Source organism: Emticicia soli (genome assembly GCF_037860775.1).
In the GTDB taxonomy this organism is placed as follows: Bacteria; Bacteroidota; Bacteroidia; order Cytophagales; family Spirosomataceae; genus Emticicia; species Emticicia soli.
In genome coordinates this window covers 1-18,922 of record NZ_JBBEWC010000024.1, presented here as the reverse complement: position 1 = coordinate 18,922, position 18,922 = coordinate 1, and the positions used below count along the sequence as shown (strand labels likewise).

14 protein-coding genes are annotated in these 18,922 nt (G+C 40.6%); 9 read left to right on the top strand and 5 right to left on the bottom strand.

Annotation, left to right across the window (positions count from 1 at the left end; translation table 11 throughout):
- Positions 1-253: 253 nt before the first annotated feature.
- Positions 254-1,252 carry a hypothetical protein gene (locus tag WAE64_RS24205; protein ID WP_340240690.1) on the top strand — a complete coding sequence of 333 codons (999 nt, stop codon included), beginning with the start codon at positions 254-256 and terminating at the stop codon, positions 1,250-1,252.
- A gap of 281 nt (positions 1,253-1,533) precedes the next feature.
- Here WAE64_RS24205 and WAE64_RS24200 read toward each other — a convergent pair whose 3' ends face one another.
- Positions 1,534-5,145 carry an alpha-L-rhamnosidase gene (locus WAE64_RS24200; protein ID WP_340240689.1) on the bottom strand — a complete coding sequence of 1,204 codons (3,612 nt, stop codon included), beginning with the start codon at positions 5,143-5,145 and terminating at the stop codon, positions 1,534-1,536.
- A gap of 471 nt (positions 5,146-5,616) precedes the next feature.
- Here WAE64_RS24200 and WAE64_RS24195 point away from each other — a divergent pair, with 471 nt between their 5' ends.
- Positions 5,617-6,612 carry a restriction endonuclease gene (locus tag WAE64_RS24195; RefSeq protein ID WP_340240687.1) on the top strand — a complete coding sequence of 332 codons (996 nt, stop codon included), beginning with the start codon at positions 5,617-5,619 and terminating at the stop codon, positions 6,610-6,612.
- Between the two features lie 141 nt (positions 6,613-6,753).
- On the opposite strand, the gene WAE64_RS24190 is transcribed toward WAE64_RS24195, so the two are convergent.
- The 4 genes from WAE64_RS24190 to WAE64_RS24175 all read right to left on the bottom strand — a co-directional run bounded on the left by WAE64_RS24190 (position 6,754) and on the right by WAE64_RS24175 (position 12,844).
- A complete protein-coding gene (locus tag WAE64_RS24190; RefSeq protein ID WP_340240685.1) occupies positions 6,754-10,179 on the bottom strand; it encodes a PAS domain-containing protein in 3,426 nt (1,141 codons plus the stop codon).
- A 66-nt stretch (positions 10,180-10,245) separates the two neighbouring features.
- Positions 10,246-10,641, bottom strand: coding sequence for a response regulator (locus WAE64_RS24185; RefSeq protein WP_340240682.1), 396 nt, complete (start codon positions 10,639-10,641; stop codon positions 10,246-10,248).
- 608 nt (positions 10,642-11,249) lie between these two features.
- Positions 11,250-11,492 carry a hypothetical protein gene (locus WAE64_RS24180; RefSeq protein WP_340240680.1) on the bottom strand — a complete coding sequence of 81 codons (243 nt, stop codon included), beginning with the start codon at positions 11,490-11,492 and terminating at the stop codon, positions 11,250-11,252.
- Between the two features lie 293 nt (positions 11,493-11,785).
- A complete protein-coding gene (locus WAE64_RS24175; RefSeq protein ID WP_340240678.1) occupies positions 11,786-12,844 on the bottom strand; it encodes a class I fructose-bisphosphate aldolase in 1,059 nt (352 codons plus the stop codon).
- Positions 12,845-13,104: 260 nt separating this feature from the next.
- Here WAE64_RS24175 and WAE64_RS24170 point away from each other — a divergent pair, with 260 nt between their 5' ends.
- From WAE64_RS24170 to WAE64_RS24140, 7 genes are all read left to right on the top strand, one after another.
- Positions 13,105-13,362 carry a hypothetical protein gene (locus tag WAE64_RS24170; RefSeq protein WP_340240676.1) on the top strand — a complete coding sequence of 86 codons (258 nt, stop codon included), beginning with the start codon at positions 13,105-13,107 and terminating at the stop codon, positions 13,360-13,362.
- 298 nt (positions 13,363-13,660) lie between these two features.
- Positions 13,661-14,026, top strand: a complete 366-nt coding sequence (locus WAE64_RS24165) for a LytTR family transcriptional regulator DNA-binding domain-containing protein (RefSeq protein ID WP_340240675.1) — start codon at positions 13,661-13,663, stop codon at positions 14,024-14,026.
- A 60-nt stretch (positions 14,027-14,086) separates the two neighbouring features.
- A complete protein-coding gene (locus tag WAE64_RS24160) occupies positions 14,087-14,809 on the top strand; it encodes a porin family protein (protein ID WP_340240673.1) in 723 nt (240 codons plus the stop codon).
- A 159-nt stretch (positions 14,810-14,968) separates the two neighbouring features.
- Positions 14,969-16,108, top strand: coding sequence for a hypothetical protein (locus tag WAE64_RS24155; RefSeq protein WP_340240671.1), 1,140 nt, complete (start codon positions 14,969-14,971; stop codon positions 16,106-16,108).
- A 200-nt stretch (positions 16,109-16,308) separates the two neighbouring features.
- Positions 16,309-16,965: a DUF416 family protein gene (locus WAE64_RS24150; protein ID WP_340240669.1), complete on the top strand. Its 657-nt coding sequence runs from the start codon at positions 16,309-16,311 to the stop codon at positions 16,963-16,965.
- A 445-nt stretch (positions 16,966-17,410) separates the two neighbouring features.
- Positions 17,411-17,974: a Crp/Fnr family transcriptional regulator gene (locus WAE64_RS24145; RefSeq protein WP_340240667.1), complete on the top strand. Its 564-nt coding sequence runs from the start codon at positions 17,411-17,413 to the stop codon at positions 17,972-17,974.
- Between the two features lie 92 nt (positions 17,975-18,066).
- Entirely contained in the window at positions 18,067-18,843 is a 777-nt protein-coding gene (locus WAE64_RS24140; RefSeq protein ID WP_340240666.1) for a type 1 glutamine amidotransferase domain-containing protein, read from the top strand.
- Positions 18,844-18,922 lie beyond the last annotated feature (79 nt).

Below are 18,922 nucleotides of genomic sequence, written 5' to 3'. Positions count from 1 at the left end.
AAGGGGACTCTGCTCTTTTTCTAAACTTGCAAGGGCAGAGTCCCTTTGCTTGGCTTTTGGCTTAAGCACACAGGAGACTCTGCCCTGACGAAAATGCTACTCAACCTAATAATTATTTTTTACTCTTCTATTGTGCGTGCCTTACTTTATTAATAGGTTTGTGCAAATCTATTTCAGAGCAAATTATTTCTCATAATTAAACCAATACAAGTAAGATTAATCGAATTATCTGACTAAAAAAAGTACTTTATCGATGAAAAAAATCATTAGCGTTTTATTATTACTAAACTTTGTGTTTGCCTGCAAACCAAAATCAGAAGAGCTTGCACCGGTGGCCGAAACCGGATGCCGACAGTTGTTGTACAAAGAAACTAATTATAATGGTGCTGTTATAGCCAATGATGTGTACACTTATAATACCGCCAAAAAACTGATTGAGTTCAAGAGTGTGGAAATGCTAGAAAAGTATGAATACAATGCCAAAGGGCTTCGGGTGAAGAAAAGCATAAGCAGATTATCAACTATGAACAAGGAGGCAGAGGAAGAGTATTTGTATAATGATAAAGACCAGTTGATTAAAGAGATAAAGAGATGGATTGATGCTGGCTCAGGTAGCTCAACCGAAGATTATCTGCTGTATGAATACCATAACAATGGTAAATTAAAGAAAAAGGAATATTATGTGCATAGTGAAGGGGGCTTATATACCAGAGTTGAGTATAATGAACAAGGGCTCAGGATTCTGGAAGAGGGACCAAAGGGACGTATTAATAAATTTGAATACAATGCCAGCGGTAAGGTAATCAGAACGATTGAGTATTTGCCAGCCCCTAATAATATAACAGTAGACCAGACTGTGGAGTATAATGCAAAAAACTTGCCCGTAAAAGTTACTACTAAAGTTGATAACGTAATAGTAGGCTATGCTAATTATGAGTATAACAACAAAGACCAGGAAACAAGTCTGATTTCGACTACTGCCAAAGGGGAATTAAATAGCAAAAAAATTACCGAATATACTGGCGAGAACTATTCGGTTAAGAATTATAATTATAAAAATGAATTAACCGATAAAACAGATTATGAATTCTCGGATAAGCGGATTATGAAAAAATCTTATTATAGAAAAGATGTTTTCCAATACTCCAACACTTATACTTATGATGCAAGCGGCAACATGATAAGAGATGAAATGAAGGTCAATTACCAGGCGAATCCTGTAATTAAAGAATGGGCTTATGCCTGTGATTGAATTGATTAATTGTATGAGGTTTCTGTCTACTTAAAAGCCTCTGATGTGCAAAAGCCAAAGCAAGCGGACTTTGGGTGGATAAAAAACAATCTCTGTCGGGGCAGAGTCCCTTTGCTTGGCTTTTGGCTTACGCACACAGGAGACTCTGCCCCGACGAAAGATAGTGTGCTTTTAGTGGAAAAAAAACAATCCCTCCCCCACCCCACCAAAAAACAAAAACCAAGCAGAGAAGCTCCGCTTGGTTTAAACTCTATTCAACCTATTAACTTATTTGTTCTTCTTTAAAGTTTTATTACAAAACTGTATGTGCCGCTGGCCAATGTCATTTTTGCCTCACCGTTGGCATGGCTTATGCTGCTTATGCCATTGCCTTGTGCAAGGGCTTTGCCGCCCTCTGTTATTTGTGCTATGGCGTTGGCTGGTAAGTAAAGCGTAGCACTCGTATTGGCCGGAATTGTGGTCTTAAACGTCCATTGGCCTGCTTCGTGCTTCCATTCGCTGCTTATTTTGCCATAAATACTATCATAATAACCCTTTGCCCATGTCATTGTTTTGTCAGGGTCGGGTGTTGGTTTCAATACAATCTCTTTGAATCCGGCTACTTCGGGGCTGCGCTGAATACCCAACGAGTAATTATACATCCAAGCAGCAACCGAGCCAAACGAATAATGATTAAATGAGTTCATACTGTTGTTACCTCCAAAACCATTTTCTACCGTATAAGAGTTCAATCTTTCCCAGATAGATGTTGCCCCATTTACCACCGAGTACAACCACGATGGGTAGCTCTTTTGTTGCAATAATCGGTAAGCGGTAGCATCTTGTCCGTTGTCTGAAAGTGCCTGCATAATAGAGGCCGTTCCGATAAAGCCCGTCATGAGCGAGTACGACGGCCGCTCAATGCCGCTATCGTCTTTGTTTGGTCGGGCAATGGTTTCATTCAGGTTTTTGATGGCTTGGGCTTTATTGGTTTCATCAAAAATTCCTAAAGCCAACGGAATCGCATACGATGCCTGCGTGTCAATCACCTGGCCTTTGTCTGTGGTCTGGTTGCCACCTCGCTCGTTTGGTGGCCCCATAAAGCCCGTTTTCACGCCCGATTTGACGGTTTTGTGTGTATTGGCATCAACATAAATTTTATTAAATGCCTTTTTGAGACCTTCGTGCTGCGCCATAAACTGCGCCGATTCGTCGGTTTTACCTAATATTTTTGCCGTTTGTGCCATTATTTCTAAATCATAGGCATAATAGGCCATCCAGAAAAGCGTATTATCGTTTTTGTTACCCTCAGGGCTTAGCCAGTCGCCCAGCGGGCCTTCGTTTAATATTCCCTGCTCGTTGAGCTTGGTTTTCAGAAAAGCCATGTAGCGTTTCATGGCCTCATAGTTTTCGGCAAGTATTTGCACATCGCCATATTGCTGGTATGTTTCCCACGGCACCACAATGCCTGCGCTGCCCCAGAGTGTACCGCCAAAACCACCGCCCACAGGGGCAACATCGGTAAACCGACCGTTTTCGGGCTGAATGTCACGCATACCCAACATGTGTCGGCGCAGAAACGCATCGGCATCGGTCAGGTAAGTGGCACTTCTGGCAAACACCGAAATATCGCCCGACCACCCCATGCGCTCATTACGGGCAGGTGTATCGGTCGGAATCGACAAGAAATTACTTCTCAACGACCACGTGATGTTCTGCCATAGTTTATTGACAAGCGCATTTGAGGTCTGGTATTCTGATGCCAGCCCCGTAATAGAGCTAATAACCATGCCTTTTACTTCATAAATAGGAATGGCGCTATCGATACCCGTTATTTCGAGGTAGCGGTAGCCATGAAAAGTGAAACGAGGCTGAATGGTTTCGTCGCCACCTTTCAGTATATAGGTGTCGGTTGTGAGGGCTGCTCTGATGTTCTCCATCATAATCATACCCTCGTTGCCTTTATAGTCGGGCAGGTTAGGGTATTTAACCTCGGCGTAGCGCAAGGTTATCACCTGTCCTTTTTTGCCATTCTTGATTTTTATCTGCGGAAAACCCACCATGTTCTGCCCCATGTCGTACACAAATACTTTCGGGCGCACTTCCTCAACCGACTTGGCCGTCAGGCTCATTACAATGCCCGGGTTTTCGCCCATCTGCCCTATAATTTTCAGGTCGCTGTATTCAACGGGTGTAATTCTGGTATTGGTCTTTGTATCAATATAAGCCGTACCTTCAAGCGGCACTTCGTGGGTAGGTTTCCAGTTTTTATCGTTATAGGTGGCCGTTGCCCAACCTTTAATGCCCTGCTCTTTGTTGGCATCATAAAATTCTCCCTGAAAGAAACTGCCGTAACTCACAGGCCCATCAGTAAAGAGTTTCCAGTCGGCCGTGTTTGAAGTAACGGTTTGTTTGCTGCCATCGGTATAGGTAATTACGAGCTTGCAGAGCAGCGACTGACGGTCGCCGAAGTAATTCCAGTTTTCGCCCGAATAGGTGATATTACCCGACCACCAGCCTTCGCTCAACCATGCGCCTATGCCATTGGCTTTGCCTTGCTGAATATCTTTGGTAACATCGTAAGTCTGGTACATCTGGTGTTTGTTGTACTGCGTAAGCCCCGGATTAAAGTAATCGTTGCTGATACGCTTGCCGTTGATATACATTTCGTAAATGCCACGAGCCGTAACATAAAGCCTTGCACCACTAATGGCTTTGGCCGATGTTTTGAATGTGCTGCGCAACATTGGTGCTGCATTGCGGCTTGGGTCGGCTAGTATCAAGGCTCCGCCGTTTACTTTGTAGGCATTGTTTTCGATGCTTAGTTTTTCGTTTTGAAAGATACCCTTGTAAGATGCGGTGCTAAGGTTTTCAGAGAAAAGCGGATTTGATGGCAAGCGGAAATTGCGCACAACTACATCAGAAAAATAGGCCGTTTGGTTGGCATTTGTCTGAAAGCCAATTTCGCCCAGCATCGGGAAACTAATGTAATTATTGCCTTTTCCAACCGGATTCAGATTTAGGCCAACAGGCGCAAAAGGTGAAACAGGTTCGTTGGTTTTTTCTTCAATCTTGGTTTTGCCGTCGAGCAGAAACTCAAACAGACCAAAATTACAGGCTACCGAAATGCTGTGTTTATCATATTTATTGCCATCGTTAATAGCACTTAGCGGAATATCAAGGCTTTTGAATGGTGCATCTTTGGTATCGGTTTTATCATACCCAACCCGATAGATATTGAGTTTGGCCATCCCGTTGGTTATCTCAGAAACGCCCGAAATATCAAGCTCAATGGCTATATAATTCTCGTTTTTCGGGGTTTGCATACCCATCAGGTTCAAGTCTTTGTTCATCAGGCGGGTATCGTTGCCGCCAAATACAAAAGCTGCTTTGGTACTGCCCGAGGCTTTGTCGAGCTGAATACCATATTCAAATTTAAAGACCGATAGCGCAGGCGCATAAAGCACCAAATCATCGGCACCGCCGCCAATCCACTGTGCGCCGTCCCATGCCGAAATGTTGGGGTTCATCAAGCCTGTTTCAAACCATGCGGTTTTGGTGGCAACTTCGTTAAAATTGTTCCAGACCGTCAGTTTCCATTGGTAGCGGGTAGTAGCCAGCAAATTAGCACCCTGATACGCCACGCCATGCGAGGTGGCCTCGTTGACTTTCTTAGAGTCCCACACTACCTTGTTTTTGGCATCGGTTACTACAATCTGATAAGCTGTTTGGGCGTATCCACGGCGAGCATCGGCGGCATGCATTTGCCAACTGAAATGCGGCGTAGCTATATCAATACCTAAAGGATTGGTCTGGTAATCGACCTGAAGTTTTTCGAGAGAGATTTTACCGAAGCACAGCCCCATAGAGAGCATTACTAACAGTAATGTAATAGGTAGTTTTTGTTTCATCATAGCGAATAATATTATTTTTAGGCATCATAGTTAAGTGCTGGTAAAATAATACAAAAAAATATAATTAGCTCTCATGTAGTATCCTGTTTGGCGATAAATATACAAGGTACGCATGATGAATCAGCGGATGAGGTAGAGGAATTGGGGAGACCTAAGAAATAATGTTTTGGTGGAGACGACATGCTTGTGTGTGCAAGAGCCTATAAAACCCTAAAAATCTACTTAAAGAAAATATCCTAATAGATAAATTCTTTGGAAACCAGAAGGGCTTGCACGTAAATTCATATACAGAAATCCTTGTTGGCGTTCTGAGAACGCCTAACACACCGACTAAGTATATATTTAGCCGAACACAGGGTGATTTTGACACTCATAAAAGCTTTCGTCAAAACAGAGGGCGTGTTTTTATAAAGCCTTTGCTAAAATTTCAATATGATAAGTTTTATATATTTATAGAAAAATACATCCCTTATGACAAAAGAAAAAAAAGCAAAAGAGAAAAAGCCATATAACAATGGAAAGTCGTTTGAAAACCTCAACTATCTTATTCAACTGGCAAAAAATGACAATCCCAATACTACTGTTTACTTTGACCATAAGTTAAAATCAAAAGTCGGAGGTAGGCGTCAATTTGATATAATAATAGAGATCAAGTCCAATGATTTCATTTTTTTGGTTGGTATTGAGTGTAAAGATTACAATACTACTAATGTACCAATAGATAGAATTGAGGCATTTCAAACAAAGTGCAATGTGTGTGGTATAGATAGAAAGATAATGATTGCTTCTAAAGGATTTCAGAAAGAAGCAATAGACAGTGCCAGTTTTTTTAATATTGATTTATATATCCTATCAGAGATAAGTTCAGAAGATGTAAAGGATTGGATTGATATTGAGCGTTTTAAATTTATAAAGGAAAATTACAGTATACAGAAAATTATTCTGCTACTTGAAAAAGAAACTTCAGTTGAATTTATTAAAGGTGAAATACCAATAAATTTAAAAGTACAAACTACTAATAAGAGTGAATATAGCCTAGGTACTTTTATCCAATCGATATTCAGTAACCAAATAGACCAAAGATTAGGTAAGGATTACTCCACTATATGGAAAGAAAATATTTCTAAAAATGGCTTTAATTTGATGGGAGGAACATTGCATTATGGATCCACCTTAAATGAATTGGTTGAATTGATAGACGATAATGAAAAAAAACAATTAATACAGGAAGTCCATTTTTATATTGATGCATCCTTAAAGAATGAAACAGTAAAAAATATTAATGTAAAAAAATTCAGTAAACATCAATTAAATGAAGAGATGTTAGCAGTAACAGGCCTAATTGACAAATATGGTACTTTTACAGCATTGAAAAAAGGCGAAAACAAAGAGCTAGAAGTATATTTCACTAATTTGGAAGGCAAATCTATGAAGGTTATTGGAGAAGTTATAGACAAATCACCGTAAAATAAGTATTTGAGACAATTTTTTCTATTTGATTAAAATTTCCGGTAAAACCAGAAGGGCTTGCACGTAAATTCATATACAGAAATCCTTGTTGGCGTTCTAAGAACGCCGAACACAGGGTTTCAATTATCCGAATTGGCACTACTTAATAGCCGTATTTGTGGCAGCAAAACTTAGTACAAAAGTAGTCCCAACATCAACGGTACTTTCTACTGATATACTACCTTGCAGGCTCTCCATCTGCGACTTGATGAGGTACAGCCCCAGCCCTTTGCTGTCGGGCCTGTTATGAAAACGCTGATATAGCCCAAAAAGCTTTGTTTTGTGTAGCTCTGTATCAATACCAATGCCGTTGTCGGTAAATCTCAACACAATGGCGTTGTTTTGTACCTGAGTGCTTACTTTTATTTCAAGCGGGCGGTCATAAGCCCTGTATCTGATGGCGTTGGTAAGCAGATTTAGAAAGATACTTTCGAGATAGGTCTTGTTAAAAACTACTGTTGGCGCATGCCGGAAGTCTGTTTCTATTTGTACCCTAGCCTCTTTGATTTGCATACGTAGCTGATTTTTCACCTGTGTAAATACTTTATCGAAAGATAACTCTTTTTGCTCAACAGAATAGCTGTCTCTTATAATGAGTATTTGCACCAGGTCGTTGATGGTTTGGTTGAGTTGGGCAGTTGAAGCACCAAAACCATCCAGAATATTGCGCAGCGTAGGGTCTTCAATCGTAATATCTTCTAGCAGTTCCAGAAAACCCATCAGGTTTGAAAGTGGAGCTTTCAGGTTGTGCGAAGTAATGTAAGAGAAATTCCGAAGGTCGTTGTTCTTCTGATTCAGCGTTTTAATCAGTTTCTCACGTTCCAGTTCCTGATTTTTGCGCTCTGTTATGTCTCTGTAATTAATCACAATTGCCGCAACGGCGGGGTCGTTGAGCATATTCTGGCAGCAGGCATCGAGCCACTTATAAGTACCATCAATCGTCAGGCTGCGGTACTCAAAGTTTTCGGTTTTTTCAGGGTTTTCTATTACATTAATAAATGCCTCCATTACATGGTTGAGGTCGTCGGGATGAATCAGGTCAAATCTTGAATGCCCCACCATTTCGGCTTCGGTAAAGCCCGTTATTTTTTGTCCGGCCGGGCTTACTTCCAGCATTACTCCTTCAACGGTCATCAGCGTCAGGCCGTCATTGCTGTTCTGCAACAGACTTCTGAAACGCCTTTCGTTATTTTTTATAATATCTGCGGCCTTTTTCTTATCAGAAATATCACGGGCAATTTTAGAGGCACCTGTTATATTTCCCTTACTATCTCTTATCGGCGACAAGGTAAGCGAAACATCTACCAATTGTTTGTTTTTACGTATTCTTTGGGTTTCATAATGGTTTACCGACTCGCCCCGCTGAATTTGCCGCATTAGCTCGGCCTCTTCGTTATTGCGTTCGGTTGGTATAATCATATAAGAGCTACGGCCTATTACCTCGTGGGCTTTATAGCCATAGAGTTTTTCGGCGCCCTTATTCCAGGTTATAATAGTGGTATCAAGATTGATACTGATTATGGCATCGTCTGACGAGTTGACGATAGAACCCAAAAGTGCCTGTTGCTCTTCAAAAAGTTTGCGTTCGGTAATATCTCTGAAATTGGCCACCATTACCTTTACCTCTGGTATATGCAGCATATTGGTAAAGGTACCCTCGAGCCACACAAATGTGCCATCTTTTTTTTGTTTTCTCAGGGTGAGGGCAACTGGTACATCGGGGCTCATAAATGCCAGCCTTAGTTGTTGTACGGCATTTTCGAGGTCGTCGGGGTGAATATTGTCTAGTAAATGTTGTATCTCATCGTTTTCTTTTATAAAACCAAAGAGTTTTTCGATACCCGGGCTCATAAACTCAATCTTGCCGTCGGCATCAAACAAAAAGAGTATATCATGGCTGTTTTTAAGAATCGTTCTGAACCTCAGCTCTCTTTTTGTGAGTTCTTCATAAATCAGCTTTCGTTCGGTTATGTCTCTGCCGTTCATACAGACACCCGTAACCTGGCCGTTTTCAAATACAGGCTTAATAGAAAAAGTGTACCAGAGTAGGCTGCCGTCCTGGAGCTCAAAAGCACGGTCATACTGAATCTCCTCGCCGTTTATTACTCTCTCAAAGAGGCTTATTACCATTTCTCGCCGGGCATCAGCCGTAAAATTGAGGGCATCAAAACCCACTTTCACCTCTTGGTCGCCGTTTAAAAAGCCTATTTTTTTTGCACTGCTATTGAATGCCTTTACGATACGATTGGTATCTAATAACAAAAAAGCCTCAGCGGTATTTTCAAAAATAGTTTTGAGGTTGTTTTCTGACTGCCTCAAGTCTTCGGCCGCTTGTATACGCTCGGTAATATCATGATAATTCGAAACAATGGCCTGCACGCTCTCTTCGTGCAGCAGGTTGGTCAGGTATCCTTCAACCCATATATAGTGGCCTTGTTTGTGCTTGAGCCTATTGAGGCGAGGCATTGCCTGCCCCGGCGTTTTGATGAGCTGCTCAAAGAAAACCAATGTTTCTTTGGCTTGCTCGGGGTGAACCAGTTGCAGGTTTGTGTAGCCAACTACCTCGGCAGCACTAAAACCCGTGAGCTTCTCGTAGGCAGGGCTTACATAAGTTACAATTCCGGAGGCACTTGATAGAATAATGATGTCGCCGGCGTTTTCAACCAATGCCCTGAAACGTTTTTCGTTTAGTGCAATTGTTTTCTCGGCATTTTTACGGGCCGATATATCTCTTATAAACGTTCCGAACTTTATATCATCTGAACCATCGTTGTAGAGTATCGACGAAAACTCAAACGTAAACAGCTCGCCATTTTTACGTTTGCCTATGGCTTCGCCTTTCATTTTTCCGACTTTGTCTCGTTCTGTCTGATACTGCTCAAGTTCGTCGTTTGTGAAAACGGCCAAATCGCTGCGGTTTAGTTTTCTGAACTCCTCAATAGTATAGCCAAACATATCAATGGCCGCATTGTTTATATCCAGAATTAAGCCCTCATAAGTGGTGAAGAAAAAAGCATCAAGCGAATTTTCGATTATAGCCCTGTATCTTCTTTCGTGCTTATGAATCTCGTTTTCGGCTTTTTTTATAGACGTAATATTAACCGACGACACAAAAGCACCAATTGTTTGCCCATTATCGTTGTGTATGGGCTTAAATTTATTTAGTGTGTTTACAGCTTGTGCATGAGTTGTGGTAATCTCCAATTCAATCTCGAAGGCTTCATTCTGCAAGGCTCTTTCATATAGTTCTCTTATTTGGTCGGCCTTTTCGGCAGGTTGGTAGTCAATAATATAATTACCTGTTTTTACCTCTTTGCCATAAGCCCATTGGCAAGCATGGGCAAAATTCTGGCTGAAACTCATAATGGACAGGTTGGTATCAACCACTACGTAGCACTCTTCAGAGTAGCGTTGTAAAAAACTGGCATTAGCCAATAACTCGGCAGACTTAGATAGTTGGTTCTGCCCGTTTTTAAATTCAGGTACAGAAATATCAGTTTGGGTTGTGGTTGCTTTATTGCTCATGCGGGTAACCGCTTTTATAAATTATTGTAATATTATAAAACCAAAGGTATGTTAGCAGGCAAACATTTAATTCAGATTTATGTTGTTTAGCGCTTTGATAGTAAGTGGTTTGGCCAGATAGCCGATAATCATTGGATACGTACTGGCCTTGGCTTTTTCTTCGGGCGTTGCCGACGACGACAGTATGACAATCTTGGTATTTTTGAATTTTTCATAATAGTTCCTTGAGAACTCATCCAGAAAATCCCAGCCACTCATTACGGGCATATTCAAATCCAGAAAAATCACTTCAGGATACGCATCACTTATGGGTTTATCTGCCAATTCGGTGTAATAATCAAGTGCTTCTTTGCCATTGGTTTTTGTTATTATTTCTTTGGCAAATGCGGCTTTACCAACAACCAGTTTAATTAATGTCAGCGTTATTTTATCGTCATCAACACAAAGGAGTTTTTTTATCATTGCAATTAATTATTGGTTATGCCACTATTTTTTTAATAAACAGCCCAAGTATGCCCTATGTGGCACTTACGCGTTTTTTTCTTGATAGATATTCACTAATAGCTTTTAAATACCGCTAACCACAACAAATTTTATAGAACAAAAACGAGCAAAATCAGTGCCAGCTAAAAACAGATAAAAATCTATTTAAAATAACTCAAGGCCCCAAAATATGCTATAGTGCTTTTTTTGTTTATTTACTGAAAACCAGATTTTGTTTGTTGTACTATTAATCGTGAAAACCTATTATAAATGGCATGAACAAAATTTGCAAAAGGATTATATTATTTTACTGAAGAGAGCGGGTGCAGATTTAAATGCTAATTAAATCGGCCAAAAATAGAATATCAGGCATAAGTTATCAAGCAGATAAAAAGAAAATTATCAAACGGATGTGTTTTGTTAAGAAGACAAGAGATGCCGCTAGCGCGCTTATAATTTTTTAAAAACAGATGCGCTAAAAATGTAGAATCGGGTGGCCTGGCAAGTTTATGATTAGCGTTTGAGCAATAATAAAAGTTTGGATTATTACTCAAACGCTAATTAGTTTTTTGGTCTACTGAGCCTATTTAATGATTAAAAACAGAAATACTGATACTATTGATTTGCGAAGGAACCGACACCGACGATTTTATTCGTATCTGCTCGGCCTCAAGTATGCTGCTCAAGTTTTTTAAGTACTCGGGGGTTTCGTCGTCATTCGGTATCGAAAACGTAATAGCCGCATCATGCTCAATAATTTCTTCGGGCATGATATTGCTGTTTTCTAATGCCTCATAAACTGTTTTCTTAAATTCTTCATACGTTTTCATGGTAGATAATGCTTTTTTTGTAAGAAAAAAACTATCACAAATCTGTGATTTTTGGGATTAGGCAGATAAGATTAAAGACGTATAAAAATAAGTTTTACCATAACTTTGGCACAAAATCTAGTACAAATATAGAACTTTGTTTAATTCTCTACAAAGAAAAAACTCAAAAAGTTCAACATTTTATAGTATGTAGAAACATATAAAAACACAAGCCCCAAACAGAAATACAAGTAGGCATTGTCTGTTTGGGGCTTATGCGCCTTCACTAAAGGCTAGGGTTAAGAGGCTGGTTCTCAGGCCAGTTCTATTTCTTTTGCCAGATATACGTCTTGTACGGCATTAAGTAGTTTTATGCCCTCATCAAATGGTCTTTGGAAAGCCTTACGGCCTAAAATAAGCCCCATGCCTCCGGCACGTTTGTTGATAACCGCTGTGCGTACCGACTCTTGCAAGTCTGATTCGCCCCTTGATTCGCCACCTGAATTAATCAAGCCAATGCGCCCCATGTAGCAGTTAGCAACCTGATAGCGGCAAAGGTCAATCGGGTGGTCTGTCGCCAATTCGGTGTACATCTGCGGCACACTTTTAGAGAAATCAATGGCCGTGAAGCCGCCATTGCTATCGGGTAATTTTTGTTTGATAACATCGGCCTGAATCGTAACGCCCAGATGATTGGCCTGCCCAGTAATATCGGCGGCTGTTTCGTAGTTTACACCGTCTTTCTTAAAGGCATTGTTGCGGGTATAGCACCACAAAATAGTAGCCATGCCGAGTTCATGGGCTTTTTCGAACGCTTTGGCTACTTCAATAATCTGTCGGTTTGAGCCCTCCGAACCAAAATAAATAGTTGCACCAACGGCCACCGCCCCCAGATTCCAGGCATCTTCTACGGCTCCAAACATTATCTGCTCATATTTGGTGGGGTAAGTAAGCAATTCGTTATGGTTGATTTTAACAATAAACGGAATTTTGTGCGCGTATTTGCGTGCCACAATAGCCAGATTGCCAAAGGTGGTAGCTACGGCATTACAACCGCCTTCAATGGCAAGGCGCACGATATTTTCGGGGTCGAAGTAAATCGGATTTTTGGCAAACGAAGCCCCTGCCGTATGCTCAATGCCCTGGTCGATGGGCAGAATAGACAAGAAACCCGTATCGGCCAGCCGCCCATGCCCATGCAGCGCAGCCAGACTCCGCAAAACCGGAATACTGCGGTTACTCCCCTGAAAAACCTGGTCGAGGGCATCAGGCGAGGGTGTGTGCAATAGTTGCTTATCAATGGTTTTGCTGGTATGTTTCAGTAGGTAGTCGGCATCTTTGCCCAGATACTCTATTATTTTCTGATAGCTCATAACGCTGAATAGTTTGATGTGCTATTAATAAAACAATCTGTATGAGCTATTGTTAGATTAAAATGTAGTATGCCGCAAAGACCAAGACTTTTATCAATTCGGTTTTGCTATGTTTATTTTAATAGTTTATATTTGTTAGGAAGCTGGTAATCAGGCTTTTGCTTTAACAAGCAACGCCATAAATTTATAGCACTGCTTCAATCTATAAAAAACTGCATCTGATAAACAGGGTTTGAGGTATGTAAATAAACAAAGCCGCAATGAAAAGGACCATTAATAGTTTGAAAGCAGAAGTAGTGCTTATGCTCGAGAAATACGACCTGCTTCATGAAGAAATTACCCCTAGCACTACCAAAGACGGCATAACCGTTACTCTTACCCGCAAGAACGATTCACGCAAGTTTCAGCAGTTTATTAATTATCTCAATAGCGAAGGCATCAGCTACGATGCCTATTTCTGTGTTATCGTAAGGCGTATTAAAGTAACGGTTTTTGTGGAGTCAGGTGCAGAGGGATAAGGGCAGAGGGCATGGGTTATATAAGATATAAACGAAAAAGGTTTTCTGTATCTCATCGCTCCTCCTGACAGCCAATCCCCCCTAAACTCCATGCCCTATGCCCTATGCCCCATGCCCTATGCCCCACGCCCTATGCCCCATGCCCTATGCCCCACGCCCTATGCCCCATGCCCCATGCCCTATGCCCCACGCCCCATGCCCTCCTCACCATTCTGAAATAATTTAAAATATTTTCTACCCCTGTTGTAACCTTTCTGGCTTATGCAAGAATGAAGAGCTATATGAAAGCAGAACGCTTATGAAGCCCCTAGATTCAGACCTCGATTCGGTGCAAACCTTAAGTGAGGTAATTTACATATCGAACCGTAACCGCTACGAACGACTAAAGAAAAAGGATATATTGTTTATTGAGGCGCAGGGTGCCTATATTGATATATATTCTACCTGTGGCAAAAAAAATATCTCGACACACCTGAAAAGTTTCCTGAACCAGATTGATGATTCGGCTTTTGTTCAGATTTCACGTAAGCACGCTGTCAATATTATTCATATCGAATTGGTGCATAGCAATGCCGTTGTTATAGCCAAACAAAGCATAACCATAGGCAAATTATATAGAAACAACTTGCTGAAAAAACTGCCCATTATTAAATCGAAGGCTTGAGCCTATGTACTGTCAAACGCATTTTTTTATTAAACATATCTTTTAAAACCTTTTTTACACATGAGAGCACTATTTACTTTTCTTATTTTATCAATCTCTCTATCGAGTGCCACTTTCGCACAAGATTTCAGAATCGCTCCTGTAGTAGGTGTGGGCGTAACTTCAGTATTAAATTCTGATAAGATAAAAAACGCTTATAACCAATATGGTAGCATACTTGGACTTGATGTGAAACACCGCCCGGCTATTAAAGCGAATTTTGGTGTTTGGGCCGATTATTCGTTCAATGAAAAAATGGCTTTCAGAAGTGGCTTACTTATCAGCTTCAAAGGAGAGACTGTAACCATGAATTATAATGAATATGGTGAAAGCGGAAGCGGCAAAGTAAAACAAAAATTAACTTACCTTGAGTTGCCGTTGATGTTAAATTATAAAATAGGAGATTCGGGCATGAAACTTTTATTTGGCCCATCAATCAACTTTGCTCTTTCAGCGAAAGCAACTGGTTCTTATAGCTTAGATGGTGAATTTGGCGGCACAGAAACAGAGGTTATCGAGATTGGCTCAGACCCTCGCCGACACGAGGTAATGCCTGTTGATTTTGCTTTAAACCTAGGTATTGCCAAAGACTTCGGAAGCTCCGACCGCCCCTTAGAGGTATCTCTGATGGTATCGCCTTCTCTTACTCCATATACTACTTATACCAAAAGCGACCCTCAATCTCATGCGCGCCACCTTGCCATTGGCCTAAGAGCTGCGTATTTCTTTTCAATCAATAAATAATAGCTCTCTTAAACTGCTCAGAATTATGCTGATAACATTATAGGTATGTATTAATGTGGCTAAACCAAGGCAGATTTCATTAGTACGGAATCTGCCCTTTGCATCATAACAATTATGAAGCATACTAATAAAAATGTTTTAAACTGAAATAATTATATCATGAAAACATCGCTGTTTTTTATCTTGCTTCTGAGTTTAATGCTGGGTTGTTCGCCGGAAGAATCAGACCCTAAACCTGACGACCCCGACCCAACCGGAACTAATCCAAAACCAACTGACCCGAAGCCAAATGACCCAGTACCAACTCAGCCTGTAATAATCACGGGCGAATGGGTGGCTGCAAAAGGGGGAGCAGGTGGCATTGATAATTTTGATTCATTTAAAAATTATCACTTTAACTTTGAGGTAGTAACTAATAACACTGATATTACAATTCAGCTTAGCTCAGCTGACATTAATATTAAGTATGCATTGTTCAATCCATTAGGTGAAAAAGTTAATCAAGCTTTTGCCGGACGCTCACATAATAATACATTTAAAGTTAATGCAGGCAAATACAGAGTTGTAGTATCTGCAGAACGCCGTGCAGTAGGCAAATTCGCACTTAAAGTTTTAGGGGCAAAAACTCCGGTACAGATTGCTTCAAAATTATTACAATCAGGTACCCAAACCTGGGGAGCCCTAGGTGGAGGGGGTATAGTAAAAACTTTTAAAAACCACTTCTACACATTTGAAGTGACAGAAGAAAATTCATATATAGATTTAACTATACAATCTCCTGACACAGAAGTGGCACTTGTATTATTTGACGACTTAGGTCAAGTTTTATATAAGAGCTATGCTTTTCATAATCGGTATGAATTTACAACTCCAAAAGTTAGAAAAGGAGTTTATACCGTTATGGCAGCCACCGAAAAAAGAGGCTCTATGGGAAATTATACGCTTGAAATAAGTGGCCAAGTTGATAAACTAACAAAAATAAATTCTCAGACCAGTACGCTCAACGGAAGATGGAATAGCAAGACTAGTGTTGATGTTTATCAGTTTGAGATGACTTCAGCCAATTTACCAATAGATTTCGAACTATCTTCTGCTGATACAAAAGTTGTAATTAAATTCCAAACGGAAGTAGGTGCCGAAATTACCAAAACCTTAGGTCTCGAAAAAGTGGCTGTTTATGTTTCAGGAGATTTACCTAAAAAAACATTTCGTGTTGCAGCCACTCCAGCTAATAATGGCACTGCAGGCAATTACACCCTCAAAGTGGTAGGCCAGTTTGCTAATCTGAAAAAGCTGTAAATCAATTATAAAGTATCACTCGAGAGTACCCGAGTACCCAAAAACAAATTGCTTCTAAAAAGTCTGTTACGCTCACCTAAGCTTCTTTGATGGTTCATTCAGAAAGCCAAAGTGAGCGTAATTTGTTTCTTAACTCTTTCCCCCACGCCCTCTGCCCCATGCCCTCTGCCCCTTGCATTTTAAATTAAAATATCATTATCTTGCAAGCTGTAAAAACAAAGGTAAAACCTATCAAAATTACCCTAGAAACTGAGATGGACTACTTTCTGAAAAGCATTGAAGATAAAGTAAAAGACTTATCTCTTAAACAGCAGGTGCTTTTTGCTGTGCTTACCTGCGAAAAACTACTGCCTAATTATATTCAATTCAGCAATCAGGAAAAGTGGGGAAGCGTAGAAGTGCTGGAAGAAGCCATTGTGATGTTGTATCAGTACCTGCAAGATATTGAACTAAACGACGCCGAGCTAGACAGCATTTATGAAAAAATATATGATGTTTCGCCACATACCGAAGACTTTAAAGGAATACTGACACCCTTTGCACTTGATGCTTGTTCTGCCATAGCCGAGTCGGTTGAATTTCTGCTGAGTGAAGACCTAAGCTACCTCATGAACGTGGTATCTATTGCCCGTGATACGGTTGATATGTTTGTGCTAGAGTCAGGTGATTTTGAGGTGAGTGATGAGGCATTGGAAATCAAAATCGAGCAAAATGCCTTTATGCAAAAAGAAAAGAAACGCCAGCATGATATTCTGGACAAGCTGGCAGGTGCCGAAATAGATTTACCGTTTATATCAGCCATGCGAGAACTAAACAACAGTAGTGGTGAAATTATTGATTTGGCCTTGATTAAGTGAATTGTCAATTTTCGAAATGTGTAAATTTGAGTACTTTTTGTGCATTCTGGCTAGTTTCTTTGCCACAATGTACCCTATTTTGCACGATGTTGCACAATTTTAATTGTCGATTTTCCTTTTCAATTCAACAATCTAAAATCGACAAATCATTTTAAGATTATTAATTATACTTTGTGTGCATTCTGGCTAGTTTTTTTGCCACAATGTACCCTATTTTGCACGATGTTGCACAATTTTAATTGTCGATTTTCCTTTTCAATTCAACAATCTGAAATCGACAAACCATTTTAAGATTATTAATTATACTTTGTGTGCATTCTGGCTAGTTTTTTTGCCACAATGTGCCCTATTTTACACAATGTTGCACAATTTTAATTGTCGATTTTCCTTTTCAATCCGATAATCTGAACCGTGCGACGGAACGTCGACATTCGACAATAAAAAAATGAGTTTAGAACTAAGAAAACATTTCGAAAAAATAACGCCTGTTACTGATGCTGAATTTGACTACATCCTATCGCATTTTGTAGTCAAGAAATTCAAGAAGCACCAGTTTTTAATACAGGCCGGCAGCGCAGTGCCTTCTGATTTCTTTGTGGTAAAGGGTTTGCTGAGGGCTTATTACATAAACGAAGATGGCAAAGAGCATATTCTGCAATTTGCGATGGAAGACTGGTGGATAAGCGATTATCAGGCGTATTTCAACAAAACCGAAGCCACGCTCAATGTCGACTGCCTCGAAGAAGTAGAAGTGCTGTGCCTTTCGATTCAGAACCGTGATAAACTTTGTGCCGAACTACACAAAATAGAACATTTTTTCAGACGAAAATCTAACGCAGGCTACATTGCCTTGCAACGCCGCATCTTATGCCTGCTCAACAATAACGCCAAAGAGCGTTTTGAGCAATTTCTGACCCAATACCCTTCTTTATTGCAGCGTTTGCCCAAAACGCTTATTGCTTCGTATCTGGGTGTTTCAAGAGAAACCCTCAGCCGCCTTTCGGCTTAGTGTGACCTACATCACACCAAAGATGTGACATACCTCCTGTGCCAGCCCACGCATTGTTGCCAACTTTGCAGTGTAATAATTAACGCAGTTTAATGAAAAAAACATTGCATAAACTAGCAACAATGGCTGTCTTGCTCGTGGGTATGGTAAGTGTCTTCCCGGGTATTGCACAGCTTAAACCAAGCAACAACATGAAAAAGAAAATTTTATTTGTGCTAACAAGCCACAACAAAAAAGGCGATACAGGCCAGCCGACAGGTTATTATTTAGGAGAAGTGTCGCACCCGTGGGAGGTGCTCCACGAAGCAGGTTACGAGATAGATTTCGTGAGCCCCAAAGGCGGCAAAGCACCCGTAGATGGTTTTAATCTGGAGGATGCCACGAATCGCAAATTCTGGGAAAACGCCGAGTATCGGTATAAAGTTGAACATACCCTTACACCTGCCGATATAAACCCCGAAGCCTATGCGGCCATATTTTATGCAGGTGGCCACGGTGCCATGTGGGACTTTGCCGATAATACCGCATTGGCCGATATAGCCGCTAAAATATACCAAAACAATGGTATTGTAGCTGCTGTGTGCCACGGCCCTGCCGGATTGGTGAACATCAAGCTGAGCGATGGTAAATATCTGGTTGATGGCAAGCATATAAATGCCTTTACAAACGAAGAAGAAATTGCCGTAGGTTTAGAAAAAGTAGTGCCTTTTGCCCTTGAAACGCAATTGATTGCACGGGGCGCAAAATTCGAGAAATCGGGTTTATGGCAATCGCACGTAGCGGTTGATAACAGAGTAATAACAGGCCAGAATCCGCAATCAGCCAAGGCTGTGGGCGAGGCGATGAAGAAAAGTCTGTCTGAACTTTGATTTAACGGTCCGCCGTCTTTTAGATTTGTGTGATATAAATATTTTGAGAATACTATTGTAACTTAGAGTATTTAAAGAC